12 protein-coding genes are annotated in these 14,276 nt (G+C 20.9%); 5 read left to right on the top strand and 7 right to left on the bottom strand.

Annotated features, from left to right (window positions below; genetic code table 11):
- Positions 1-55: 55 nt before the first annotated feature.
- Together OC683_RS00455 and OC683_RS00450 are read right to left on the bottom strand one after the other, a co-directional pair.
- Entirely contained in the window at positions 56-655 is a 600-nt protein-coding gene (locus tag OC683_RS00455; RefSeq protein WP_304514607.1) for a hypothetical protein, read from the bottom strand.
- A gap of 615 nt (positions 656-1,270) precedes the next feature.
- The gene (locus tag OC683_RS00450) at positions 1,271-1,879 is read right to left on the bottom strand and encodes a hypothetical protein (RefSeq protein WP_304514606.1); all 609 of its coding nucleotides are present in this window, start codon (positions 1,877-1,879) and stop codon (positions 1,271-1,273) included.
- Between the two features lie 497 nt (positions 1,880-2,376).
- Between OC683_RS00450 and OC683_RS00445 the strand changes: the two genes are divergently transcribed.
- Together OC683_RS00445 and OC683_RS00440 are read left to right on the top strand one after the other, a co-directional pair.
- Positions 2,377-3,114, top strand: coding sequence for an amino acid ABC transporter ATP-binding protein (locus tag OC683_RS00445; RefSeq protein ID WP_304514605.1), 738 nt, complete (start codon positions 2,377-2,379; stop codon positions 3,112-3,114).
- Positions 3,115-3,261: 147 nt separating this feature from the next.
- Positions 3,262-4,851, top strand: a complete 1,590-nt coding sequence (locus tag OC683_RS00440; RefSeq protein WP_304514604.1) for a transporter substrate-binding domain-containing protein — start codon at positions 3,262-3,264, stop codon at positions 4,849-4,851.
- Between the two features lie 269 nt (positions 4,852-5,120).
- On the opposite strand, the gene OC683_RS00435 is transcribed toward OC683_RS00440, so the two are convergent.
- The gene (locus tag OC683_RS00435) at positions 5,121-6,812 is read right to left on the bottom strand and encodes a DEAD/DEAH box helicase (protein ID WP_304514603.1); all 1,692 of its coding nucleotides are present in this window, start codon (positions 6,810-6,812) and stop codon (positions 5,121-5,123) included.
- A 489-nt stretch (positions 6,813-7,301) separates the two neighbouring features.
- Positions 7,302-7,991 (bottom strand): hypothetical protein, encoded by a 690-nt coding sequence (locus tag OC683_RS00430; RefSeq protein WP_304514602.1) that lies wholly within the window; start codon positions 7,989-7,991, stop codon positions 7,302-7,304.
- 239 nt (positions 7,992-8,230) lie between these two features.
- Between OC683_RS00430 and OC683_RS00425 the strand changes: the two genes are divergently transcribed.
- The 3 genes from OC683_RS00425 to OC683_RS00415 all read left to right on the top strand — a co-directional run bounded on the left by OC683_RS00425 (position 8,231) and on the right by OC683_RS00415 (position 11,638).
- Positions 8,231-8,854 carry a superoxide dismutase gene (locus tag OC683_RS00425; protein WP_304514601.1) on the top strand — a complete coding sequence of 208 codons (624 nt, stop codon included), beginning with the start codon at positions 8,231-8,233 and terminating at the stop codon, positions 8,852-8,854.
- A 732-nt stretch (positions 8,855-9,586) separates the two neighbouring features.
- A complete protein-coding gene (locus OC683_RS00420; RefSeq protein ID WP_304514600.1) occupies positions 9,587-10,699 on the top strand; it encodes a DEAD/DEAH box helicase in 1,113 nt (370 codons plus the stop codon).
- 63 nt (positions 10,700-10,762) lie between these two features.
- Positions 10,763-11,638, top strand: coding sequence for a deoxyribonuclease IV (locus OC683_RS00415; protein ID WP_304514599.1), 876 nt, complete (start codon positions 10,763-10,765; stop codon positions 11,636-11,638).
- 37 nt (positions 11,639-11,675) lie between these two features.
- On the opposite strand, the gene OC683_RS00410 is transcribed toward OC683_RS00415, so the two are convergent.
- The 3 genes from OC683_RS00410 to tyrS form a co-directional block, all read right to left on the bottom strand.
- A complete protein-coding gene (locus OC683_RS00410; RefSeq protein ID WP_304514598.1) occupies positions 11,676-12,413 on the bottom strand; it encodes a TrmH family RNA methyltransferase in 738 nt (245 codons plus the stop codon).
- A gap of 62 nt (positions 12,414-12,475) precedes the next feature.
- Positions 12,476-12,931: a Fe-S cluster assembly sulfur transfer protein SufU gene (gene sufU, locus OC683_RS00405; protein ID WP_304514597.1), complete on the bottom strand. Its 456-nt coding sequence runs from the start codon at positions 12,929-12,931 to the stop codon at positions 12,476-12,478.
- Positions 12,932-12,993: 62 nt separating this feature from the next.
- On the bottom strand, positions 12,994-14,253 hold the full coding sequence (gene tyrS, locus OC683_RS00400; protein ID WP_304514596.1) for a tyrosine--tRNA ligase: 1,260 nt from the start codon (positions 14,251-14,253) through the stop codon (positions 12,994-12,996).
- Positions 14,254-14,276 lie beyond the last annotated feature (23 nt).

Below are 14,276 nucleotides of genomic sequence, written 5' to 3'. Positions count from 1 at the left end.
AAATAATTGCTAAGGTATATTAAATCAATTTTTAATTTTAAACTTATTTAATGTTTTAAACAATAGCTCTTGGTGTTTCCATTACTTGACAAAATTCAATAGCAGGACAATTTATATTTTTTTCTGAATTTTTATTTTTTTTAATAATAGCATAATCCGGTTCAGAATCAAGATTATGTTTTACAAGATTATTTGTAGAATCCCATTTATTTATTTTTTTTAAATTTTTTTTAATATTACGAAATGGTTTAAATAACGAACTAATTTTAAATTTAGGCTTAGATTTAGCGATATTAATTGGTTCTTTATCTTCTGTAGTCACTGATTGAACTTCATATGGATTTTCAGATTTCCCCATAATACTTTCAATTTCAGAATTACTTAAATCTGCAAAAATATCATTATTATGATCTTTTATAACTGCATAATTATCGACATCTTGAGTATCTTGTTTATTATCTATTTTTATAGATACATAATCGGCATCATGATTATTTTTGTTTTCTGAAGACATTAAATTTTCTAATTGAGGAACTTCAGAAGAAATATTTCCTGATGTCAAATTCTCTTTAGAATCATTAATCATAAATGACGAATGTATTGGATGAAAAAAAACAAATGTTGCTACCGATCCTATAATCATTAAAACAAACATAATAACAGCTATTTTTTTAAAATTTTTTAATGAAATATTTTTTTTTGGTTTAGTATTTATATTCTTTATATTTATTATTTTCCTTCTTTAATAATTAATGACAAATCCTAAAATATTAGTTCCATATTTTAAAGATTATTTTTTTAACAAAAAACTAAATAATTATAATTTATATATTAAATAATATAATCGTTTCAACGTTCAAATTCAAATTTCAAAAATCAAATATTTATTAAATTTAATTAAAAATTAAAATTTAATAAACAAAAAAAACATTTTTAACACAATTTTTTTCTTAAAATAAGTGTCTAATTTTGGTAGTAATCATAGATTTATTTTTCATAATAACTACTACATCTAATATTATAAACGAATTTTTAAAAAATAGATAGATAATAAAATAAAAATATTTAATAATTTATATAAACTTATTAAAAACTTGTTAAATAACGTATTAAATAAATATCTAATAAATTAATAAAATTAATAAATTTCGTATAAAAAGCTTATAAATTATTTTTTAACTTTTCCATTCAACTTTATTTATAAAACCCATAATTAAAAAATTTATAAATTTATAACCATAATCTTAATAATTCCATTTAGATAAATTTCTTATTTTACTTCTATATCGTGTAAATTATCACTTAAATCAGCATTAACATTATTATTCGCCAGCTTATTGGATTTAGGCAATAAAAACGAAGGTAAACACTTTAAAAAATTCCAATTCATCTCAAATTTAAAAGAATTAAATAACCAATTAGAAAAAATATTTAAAATATTAGATTTTAGAGAAATTAAATTTTGTTCAATTTGAGGATGTAAAACTTGATTAAAAGTTTGACTAGCATGTTCTTTGGTATGTTGTTCCAAATGATCAATACATTGATATAAACGCATTTGACAATTTTCTTTTAAATTATCTAAATTTTTTTGAAAATATTCGCTAATTCCATCTACTTTAACTTTAATATGTTCTGCAACATCACTAACACATTTTTCTGCAGAACCTGTAATATTTGATATTAAATTTTTTTGACCAGATTCTAAATTATTTTCCAAAGCTTGACCAACATCTAAAACAACTTCTTCATGTTGTTGCTCAATATGACCTAAAATTTTTCCCATACAAAAAAATACAACAAAAAATAAAAAGGAAGTCACTAAAATCGATAATAAAAAAATTTTTTTTCTTTTAATAATTTGTTTTTTTTTATACATAACTTCAATACCTATTTTTCTTTTACATAAATTTATTGTTCGAATATATATCGATCTATTATTCACTTTAATAAGTTCAAATTATCATCAATAGTTAAAATTCTAAATAACCAATTTTCTTTAATGTATAATTTAAAATTCAATCATGTTACCTCAAATGTTGAAAAATAAAAAATTTAATTCAAAACAAGTAATAAATATAAAACTTTTGTGACATATTATTATATAAAATCTATCAATCTAAATCAAAATATACAAAAAAAAATTATTATAATTCAATAACACCATAAAAATTTTATCAAAATTTTTCATTTTATAAAATAAAATATTTTTTTATTTAAAATTTGACAAAATCATTTTTTTTTTATAGAATTTTAAAAATTAAAAACCCACCCATTATATTATAAATTTAGCAATAATATATAAAAAATATCCTATTTAACGCAAAAATAAACAAAATTAAATTTTATAATCCCGAAGGAGTATAAAAAATTATAATGCAATACATAATAAAAGTTGAAAACTTAAAAAGTTCTTTTGATAAAAAAATAATTTTAAATAACATTAATTTCAAAATAAAACCAAAAGAAATAGTTTCTATTATTGGTCGTTCTGGTTCAGGAAAATCGACTTTATTAAGATGTTTAAATTTATTAAATAGACCAGATTCCGGAAAAATATTTTTTAATAATTATAATCTTCTAGATTCTAACATTTCCTTGACTAATTTAAGAATACAAATAGGTATGGTTTTTCAACATTTTAATTTGTTTTCTGAAAAAACTGTTTTAGAAAATTGTTGTCTAGGATTGAAATGTATTTTTAAAATGCCTTATACAGAAGCTTCCCGAAAAGCTTTTAAAAAATTAAAAGAAGTGGGAATGGAAAAATTTGCCTACGAAAATGTTCAAAAGCTGTCCGGAGGACAAAAACAACGAGTAGCTATAGCAAGAACTTTATGTATGGATCCTAAAATTATTTTACTTGATGAACCCACTTCAGCTTTAGATTCAGAATCTGCTCAAGAAATATTAAAATTATTGCAAAATTTAGTTATTAAACATAATATAACGCTTATTATTGTGACTCATGAATTACAATTTGCAAAAAAAGTGTCAAATAAAATTTATTTATTAGAAAATGGCCAAATCACAGAAAAAGGCAATTTAAATGATATTTTTAAACTAAATAAATGTCCTAAAATTAAATATTTTTTCGAACAAGACAAAAAATAATAATATTTATACACAAGCGCTTATCAAAATTATTATTTAAATATTTAAATATTACAAATAATCGTAATCATCCTAAAAAACTATTTAATTATTCTGAAATTCCTACATTTAATAATAAAAAAAATTAACGAAAGTGAACTCATTTTAATGTTGCAATTGAAAATTCGACAAATCTTAAAAATTTTTATTTTCATCATCACAATATTATTTTTACATTATAAATTATTTAAAATTTTTAATTTTACAACACAACCTTCTGATAATATTATTTTAGGAGTAGTAAGCAATTCTCCGCCTTTATGTTTTGATAGTACTTATTCTAATCCCAATAGCTTTCGTACCGACACAGGAACATATATAAGTGGTTCTGATATTTTTTTATTTGAAAAATTAGCTAAAAACATGAATAAACAATTAAAAATAAAACCATTAAATTTCCCTGGTATTTTAAATGCAGTTGATCAAAAAATTATTGATGCCGCTATTGGTAACATGAATATTACAGAAGAACGTAAAAAAAAAATGAATACTATTGAGTATGATGTTTCCGAAATTGGGTTTTTAATTAGAAAAGATAATCATAAATTCAAAAATTATATAAATCAAACAAAAATTACTATTCAAGATTTAAAAAATTTAATTAAAACACATGGACATATTAGCGCAACAACTACAGCCAGTTCTATTTATGATATCGAAATATTAAATAAATTAAATTTACATAAATTAAATCCAAAAGAAGATTTAGTAAATTGCGTTAATGAAGTAGAACAAAAACGCGTTGATTTATTAATTTTTGAACACCCTGTTATAAATTTAATGACTTCTTCCAAAGCAAATGATAAAAATAAATTTCAATCTTTAAAATTAATAAATAATACAAAAAATAATCCAAAAAAAGATTTTCATTATCCATTAGGTATTTTTATAAACAAACAAAACACCAAATTATACCAAGAATTAACAAAACAAATTGATGAAATTAAAAAATCTAATCCTAATATAATGGATAATTTACGTGAAAAAGCTATAAAAACTTATATAAACGATAATCATCAAAAACAACAAATCAATACATTCGAAAATAAAATTATAAATATAATTAAAACTTATCAAGACAGCTTTTATATATCATTAACATTAGCTATAGATGCTATTTTAATTGGATTCTTGTTAGCATTAATATTATTACCTTTCAAAATATGGTGCCAATCTTCAAAAAAACTAATTAAAAAAGCAATTAATTATATATTAGTTTTATGCATTCATGTTACAAAAGCTGTTCCGATTACTATTCAAGTTGTCTTAATGTATAATTTATTCATACAAAAAATATTTTTTTTAAAAGATTTGATTGGGATTTTTTGCATTTCTTTAATCATAACTTTCCTTAACAACGCATTTTATTTTTTAAATAACATGTCTAGACAAGTTCATTTTTTAGAATCTGGACCTATAGAAGCTGCTTATGCTCTTGGTTTAAATTCGAAACAAGTCTTTAAACATATTATATTAGAACAAATTTTAAAAAGAGAAATACCTAATATATGGGATCAATTTATAATAAATTTAAAAGAAACCGCTTTATATTCTATTATCGGATTACCAAATTTATTATGGACTGCGCAACGAAATATAGCTATTACTTATGATACTATAACACCTTTTATTATAATAAGTATTATTTATATATCATTATCAAGTCTAATTCAAATTTTAAAATACAAAAAAACTTAAAAAGTCTTATTCATAAATATAATCAAAGAAGTAATTTAAATAATTTAATAAATCATTATTAAAATGAAAATAATCTAAAATAATATCAAAAACGGATAACTAAAAAATTTCATCCGTTATAATTAACATGCATAATAAAAAAAATTCAAATATATTAATCCTTTCGGAAGTAAAAATTTGACTTTTTTATTTACATATATATTAAAATTAGATAATCTTCAAATAAATAAAATTAAAAAAATAAATTAACTTTTTATTTTTTAAGATTTTTAATTCTTATATTTATTATTAACATTAGAATAATTTTCCAAATCATCACTAATAATTATTAATTTATTTTCCCAATAAATATCTTTTTTTGTCTTAAGCTTGTTAACAAAATTATTATTAATTTCAAAAACTGTTTTATCAGCGAAATGTTGAATATAACCAATATTTTTTCTATAAATATTAAATTTATCATATAAAAATTGTAAAAAAGTAGCAGGATTATACACACGATCATTTTTACCAATATTAATAATTAATTTTGTCATATTAATATTGTTTTGTTCATATTTTTTAAAATAATCACTATTAATACGATTACTTTTATTATAAGATGTTTTTGCAAATTCATCGTTATTATAATTGGAAACATTCCGTATAATAATATTTTCATATTGTTTGCGACAAGGAGATATATAATTTATTAAAGATTTAATAATTAATTCTTGATCATATTTTTGTAATAACTTATCCATGAAATTCATATCAATCGATAAATTATTGTTTTTATAATTTTCTATTAATTGAAAAACTTTGTCACGAAATAACTGATCTTGTTGTTGATAAATATCTTCAATTTTAGGAATTTCAGCTAATAATAATTTTTCTTTCAAATAATATTCTAATTTTTTTAATTTCATTTTTTGTCTAACATTAATAAAACTATAAGAAACACCTGATTTTCCAGCTCTTCCAGTACGACCTATTCTATGTACATAACTTTCATAATCATTAGATAAATCATAATTAATAACCATTTGAATATCAGAAATATCTAAACCTCGAGCAGCTACATCAGTAGCAACTAAAATTTTAATTTTTTTATTACGAAAATTATTAAGTACATATTGTCTTTGATTTTGTTTCAAATCTCCGTGCAAAGCATCTACTAAAAAATTTCTTGTTTGCAAATAATCAGTAATATTATCCACATTTTTCTTGGTATTAGCAAAAATAATAACAGAATCGGGATTTTGATAATCTAACAAACGTTCTAAAACTAAATTTTTATTTATATCCGAAACAATAAAATAAAATTGTTTAATACTTTTAACTGCAATATTTTTATTAGATATTTCTAAAGTTTGAGAATTTTTTTGATATTTTTCAGCTATTTTTTTAATAAAATCCGGCATAGTAGCAGAAAATAAAGCTGTTTGCCTTTCTGAAGGAATATTTTTTAAAATATCTTCTACATCTTCTTGAAATCCCATTTTTAACATTTCATCAGCTTCGTCTAAAACTAAAAGTTTAACATGAGATAAATCTATTTTTTGCTGTTTTAATAAATCTAAAATTCTTCCAGGAGTAGCTACAATAATATGAGGTTTTTTATTTAAAGCACTAAATTGTTTGAAATATTTTTCGCCACCATAAATAACAGCGGTTCTAATTTCGGAATAAAATTTCAACAATTTATTAATTTCCGTAAAAACTTGCAAAGCTAACTCTCGCGTAGGACACAATACTAAAGCTTGAATTTGAGAAGATTGAGAATCAATTTTTTGAATCATAGGAATGCCAAAAGCAAAAGTTTTTCCTGTTCCTGTTTGAGAACGAGCTACAATATCAATACCTTGAATCATTTTAGGAATCACCAAAGCTTGCACAGGGGTAGGATTAATAAAATTAAGCTCTTTTAAAGCTTCTTGAATTTGAGTTAATAAATTTAACTCTGTAAAAGAAGAAATCATTATATTTTCCTTTCGGTCTTATTGAAAATTTTTTAATTAAAAATAAAAATTTTTTTCAATATTTAATAAAAATAAATCTTTATTATTCTAATCAATGATTAAAAGATTGCGGTTATTAAAAGAAATATTTTTAGTTATTATATGTTGTTCCTAAAGAAAAAATTAAAAAAATATTTATCAAAAGTTTTTGTAATTTTAAAATTTAGGAAAATAAAGTGTAACTTATCTCCATCTTAAGATAAAAAAGTACTAGTACCGATAATCAGCAAAAATTTAAAAAATTAATTCTCTCGAAAATTACAATTACTAATTTAAATAAGAATTTCAATATAGTTAAAAAAATAATTATTTTTATTATTAATAATACCATAAAATAAAAGATTTAATTTGACAAAATTATTCGCACATATAATAATTCCAATAAAATTTTATTTCTAATTAATGAAATAAATAATAAATTGTATAAATTTAATTCTTTATGTATAATTATTACATTAATTCCTGATATATATTTTGAATTTTTTTATATAAAATTAAGAATAATAAACAGTTAATCACATTATTGATAATAATAGGAATAATATTAAAACCACAGAACAAAATATTTACAAAACGATCCGAATAAACATAATTATATCGATAAAAATTAATTTTAATAATATCCAAATAATTTAAATAACCATTTAAAATACGAGAACTAGATTGTAAAACAATACTGAGAAAACCAAAAATAAAAATACGTTTTTTATTAACATAACGATGATTTAACATACAACTTAGTAACAAAAATAGATTAGGTATAACAGAACCAAAAATAATATTGCTAGTAACAAAAAAAAATCTATTAGAAATAAAACAATTATAATTGCTTTTTAAATACTCATAAGTTGCTAAATAACCAGGCATTGAATAAAAAGAACATTCTATAAAAATATAAACAAAACAAAACAAAATTACATAATTAATATTTAAAAAAAATCCTAAAAAAAATAATGGCAAATGCCAAAATAACCATAAATTAGAATTAACAATAGGAATTTTATTAATTTTACTTAAAAAAGAATATTTATTCAATCTAAATAAAACCAAAGAAATCGCAATTAAATTCGCACCTAAAATTAATTGCTTAATAATATTTCGTGTATTTTTTACGCAGCCATTTTTATTTTTATTTAACATAAATTGAATTTAACCTCTTTCTAAATAATTTTGTTTGTCATAATAAAATTAAATATTTTTTATCTTATTGACCATTTTTAAAAAAAATTTTATCTCTAAAAAATAAAATATATTCAATACATTTGTAATCCATGCTAAATTTACAAATAACCATGTTTCAAACATGTTATAATAAAAAATGATTTTACTTATTTAAAAAAAATATTTTTAAAATAAAAAGGAGCAATAATATCTTAATTATGATTAATAAATATCAACTACCTACTTTAAACTATAAATATAACGAATTAGAACCTTTTATAACACAAAAAACAATGATGATTCATCATCAAAAACATCATCAAACCTATATTGATAAATTAAATATTTCTCTATCAAAATTTCCTACAATAAAAAATAATATCGATGATTTATTAAAAAATTTATCTTTAATACCTAAAGAAATTAGAACATCTGTTCGTAATAACGGAGGGGGACATTTTAATCATTCATTTTTTTGGACAATTTTAAAACCAAAAACAACCAATGAAATCGTTTTATTAAATAAAACGCAAGACATTATAAAAAGAGATTATAAAAATTTAGATAATTTTAAAAATCAATTTACTAATAAAGCTTTAAATCTTTTTGGTAGCGGTTGGGTATGGTGGATTGTTAATAATAAAAATTTATCCGAAATTATAACAACTACTAATCAAGATACCACTCATAATTTAGGTTATCCTATTTTAGGTTTAGATCTTTGGGAACACGCTTATTATTTAGATTTTCAAAATCGTCGTCAAGATTATGTAGAAGCTTTTTTTCATATCATTAATTGGGAGCAAGTAGAAATTAATTTAAATAATATTCCGAATAAATAATTATTATCAAAATTAAAATAAAAATTGAAACCCAAATATTTATTTATCATATAATAAAAATATTAATTTGAAAAAAATCATTAATTAAATGATCTAAAAGAAAAAACCGTCGAAAAAAATATTTTTTCGATGGGATTTTTATTTATTAAAAAATTTTTGATAAAAATCAAATTTTTTAATAACTTTTAAACTTATCTCTAAAAACTCAAATAAATAAAATAACTTATAGGAATAATAACAATAGTTACAAATATAATGAATATAATCAAACCTGAAAGAAAATTAATGAAAAGTCGATTTCTTTGAAATTGGAATGGTACATTTTTATTTTTATTAACTATATTTTCAACTTTCAGTTGATTACTAAAACATTTCGAATTAATTTTGTTATTTTTATTAAAAAACCAAATCATAAAAACTTTTAACCTCTCAAATTATTTGTTATTTTTAATATAAATAATAATAAAAATAAAATAATTTTTTGATAAAAAGATCAATGCCCTATACAAAGATAAATTATAAATAATAAATCAAATAATATTATAATTTACTTTAATGAATAATATTAATGGATAACAGTATTTTAACATATATTAAAATAAACTCAAAAAAAATTTGTGCGAATTAAAAAAAAGGAAATTAATAAATTTGAAACAATATAAGTATTTTAACATATATTAAAATAAACTCAAAAAAAATTTGTGCGAATTAAAAAAAAGGAAATTAATAAATTTGAAACAATATATAAAACAAAAATTAAAACAACTAAATTTTACTCAAATAACACCTATACAAACACAAATGTTTAATAATTTCGAAAAACCTTATCATTTAGTATGCGTTGCCCCTACAGGAACTGGAAAAACTCATGCTTATTTATTACCTATATTATCAAAAATAAATTGGCAAAAAAATACAATACAAGCGATCATAATTACTCCAACTAACGAATTAAGTTGGCAAATATTAAATATGTTAAAAAAAATAGAACCGAAAATAGCTAATATTAAAATTTTATATGGTGGCATAAATAAACAGAAAATATCAAATCAATTTAAAAAAAAACAACCTCCCTTACTCATAACAACTTTAAACAAACTAAATGAATATGTTATTATTAACAAATTACTAAAAATTAATAAAATCAATTTTTTAGTTTTAGAAGAAGCAGATATGTTGTTTGACAAAGATTCTTTATCCATCTTAGATGCAATATTAACTAAATGTAATCCTAAAATTATAATAATATCCGCTTCTATCACTGATAAATTTAAACCTTTTATCAATAAATACTTTGGAAAAAATTTATTTTTAAATACTACACAAGAACATAAATTAAAATTAAATTATTATAATCTTGAAACTATATCTGAACAAAAACTAAAAACTTTAATACATTTAACCCAACATATTAACCCTTATATTTCTATTATTTTTGTTTCCAACATTAAAGAACAAACAAAAATTTATGAAGCAATGCTTCAAAAAAATTTAAAAGTAATTTGTTTTTCTTCAGCATTAAATACTAAAAAAAGAAAACAATATATAAATGATATTCAAAAAACGAAATATCAATATATTATAGCAAGCGATCTTATGGCAAGAGGTTTAGACTTGGATATAGACTTAGTAATACATTATGATTTGCCTCATAAAAATTTAGATTTTTTTCAACATCGCAACGGTAGAACGGGAAGAATGGGAAAATCAGGAGATATAATAGTTTTAAGTACCGAAAAAGATGAATTATTACTTAATAAAATCCGAAAAAAATTAAATATTTCATTTAAAAAAATTAAATTTAATAAAAACCAATACTCTTTAATTACTAATCCAAATAATTAAAATATAAATTAAAATTTCCAAAAATAAAAAATATATTTAATTAGAAAGATAAAAAAATAATATATGTTAATAATAGGCAGCCACGTATCCTTTAAAAAACCTAAAATGTATTTAGGAGCTTTAGAACAAGCTTTATCCTTCGATTCAAATACTTTTATGTTATACTCGGGCCCTCCTCAAAATACTAAAAGAAAAATTATCGCACAATACGATATTGATCAAACTTTATCCAAAATGAAAAAATACAATATTAATACGAGTTATTTAGTAGGTCACGCACCATATATCATTAATTTAGCCAACCCTTTTTTAAATAAAAGAGAATTTTCTATCGAATTTTTAATCAAAGAATTAAATCGATTTTCACAAATGAAAATTCCTCAAATGGTAATACATCCAGGTAATAATTTGAACAAAAACAAATTAGAAGCAATTAAATGGATTGCTCAAGGTATTAATAAAATTTTTCAAAATACTCCTAATTTAAAAACTAAAATAGCATTAGAAACTATGGCAGGAAAAGGTAATGAAATTGGTGCTAATTTTCAAGAATTAAAAAATATTATCGATTTAATAGAAGATAAAACACGAATTTCTATTTGTTTGGATACTTGCCATGTGTTTGATGCTGGTTATGATATTAAAAATCAATTCGAAAATACAATAAAACAATTTGATAAAATTATTAATTTAAAATACTTATCCGTTCTACATATTAATGATTCTAAAAATTCTTTAGGTAGCAAAAAAGACCGACACGAAAACATTGGATATGGTCAAATAGGATTTGAAGCTTTAATAAAAATTATCTATTACCCATTATTTAAAAATATTCCTAAAATTTTAGAAACACCTTTTGTAAACCAAAAGCCTATTTACAAAGAAGAAATTATCATGATCAAAAATAAAATATTTAATGGCAATTTAAAATTTCAATAAATTGATTTTTATTAATATATAAAAAAATCTAAACAAATTATTTATTAAACCATTGATAAATATAAAACATCATAATACTGCCAGCTATAGCTACATTTAAACTTTCTACTAAATCCGTAGTAGGAATAGCAATTAGATAATTCGATTTTTGACGAGAAACAAAAGAAATACCTTGCCCTTCGTTCCCTAATATTAAAGCAATTTTATTATATTTCGAGCTAAAATCTAAAAAATCATGAGATAAAAAATTAGTTTCGCGAACACAAGAACCTATAACAAAATAATTATTTTTTTGCAAAAATAACAAAAAATTCGCCAAATTACCACGATCAAAATTTAAATTAAAAATAGCTCCTTGACTAACTTGAATGGTTTTTTCGTTATAAATATCCACACTATTATCACTAAAAAAAACAGTCTTAAACCCGAAAGCACAAGCACTTCTTAATAAAAGTCCGGCATTAGAAGGATCTTGAATATTATCTAAAATAAGTATTTTATCACTAAATAAAGATGATTTTAACATTTTACAAATAGCTACTTGAGAATATAAAATGTGATTATTATTTAATAATTTCATTAAAGATTTTTTAATAAATAAACCATCTTCTTGTTCAGGATTAATAGTATATAATCCTAATACTATTCCTTTTTTCACAGCTTCTTGAACGAGATGATTTCCAAATACAAGAAATTCTTGATATAAATCTCGATATTTTTTAAATGATAACTTCATCATTTTCTTAAAAACACGATTATTAGATGACAAAATCATAGAATATTACAACTCACTTTAAATCATATGTGATTACCAATATTTATTCACAAAATATATTTTTAACTCGATTCGATGTTGTTAAAATAATTTTTTATTAAATTAAATGCTAATAACCAAGGAATGATAGCACAATTTAATTTATTAGGGAAATTAGCAATTACTTGAAACAATAATAAATCTGATTCTAAAGTATTACTATCAAAAGGTTTATTTTGTAACATATTTATAAAATTATTAATAATTTTTAAACTTTGCGAAAATGTTTGATTAGATAAATGAATTGACATTAAAGATGAAGAAGCGCATATTATAGAACAACCTTTTGTTTCGTGTCGAATTACATTAATAACATTAGTATTAAAAAAAATTTGCAATGTCACTTCATCTCCGCATAATAAATTATGTTTTTTTTTGCTAAGACAATTATTGTTACAAGTAATAGGTAATAAACCATAATTAAAAGGTTTTTGAGAATGATTTATAATTAATTGACGATATAATAAATAATTAACCACAATACTTACTCACATTTTCAAGATTAAACATTAATAAATAAATATTAATTATTAATTCAAATTTAAGAAAAATATACTAAAATGTTAATTTTCTTTTTTTTAGTTACTAAAATATATTTATTAAATAAAGCTAATTCAGGAGTCAAACACAAATCATAATCAATTTTTTTTTCACAAGGAAAAATTTTAATACTTTTAGCTAATAACAATGATTTAGCTTCTTTTTTTGACAAAGCTAATTTACTCTGAACTAAAACATCTAATAAAGTAATTTTTGGGCTAACCGATAAACAAAATAAATATTTTTGTAAAAATTTGAAATCTGATTCTAATAAATCTAATCTTTTTTTACCAAATAAAAGATAACTAACTTGTTCACAATCTTTAGATATAGATTGACCATGAACTAAAGAAACTATATAACTTGCTAATTCTTTCTGAGCTAATCTTTTATAAGAATTCAATTTCATTTCAGATTCTAAATAATTAATACGTTCTAACGTAATTAAAGTCATTTGTTTTAAACATGCAATGACACGACTATCAGGTAAATTTAAAAAATATTGATACATTTCAAAAGGACTAGTTAATTTCGAATTTAACCATACATTACCTTTTTCGCTTTTACCAATTTTAACACCTTGATCATTTAATAATAAGGGGATACTCATACCTAAAGGTTTCTTTTTAGAAGGATTAATTAATTTTCGAATTAATTCTAAACCACTTGTAATATTACCCCATTGATCAGAACCACCAATTTGTAATATTACATTATAATTTGAATATAATTGATAAAAATCAAAAGCTTGCAATAAATTATAAGAAAATTCAGTATAAGAAATACCAGAATTTTCATTCTTCAATCTTTCGGATATAATTTTTTTAGACAAAATATATTTCATATTAAATAATTTGCCATATTGCCTTAAAAAATCTAAAAGATTCATTTGAGATAACCAATCATAATTATTAACAAAAGATACTCTTTTTTTAGGCAATAAACATTTTAATTGTAATAAAATATCTCGAGTATTTTTGCAAACTTCTTGTGACATTAATAAAGTTCTTTCTTTTATTGCTTTAGGATCTCCAACTAAACTAGTAACTTGACCTATCAAAATAAAAGGATTATGACCTTTATTATACAAAAGCAAAATAGTGTTAATTGGTACTAAATGTCCTATGGTTAAAGAATTAGCTGTAGGATCCACGCCCCAATAAAAATTAATAGCATTATGATTTAAACAATACATTAAATCTGATTCATTGCTACAATCTTTTATTAAATTACGCAGTTTTAATTCTTCAAACAAAGACATATTTATCTCCAATTTTTAATTTA

The organism is Candidatus Phytoplasma crotalariae, from assembly GCF_030586865.1.
Taxonomy (GTDB): Bacteria; Bacillota_I; Bacilli_A; order Acholeplasmatales; family Acholeplasmataceae; genus Phytoplasma; species Phytoplasma citri.
This window is presented reverse-complemented; position numbering and strand designations above follow the sequence as displayed.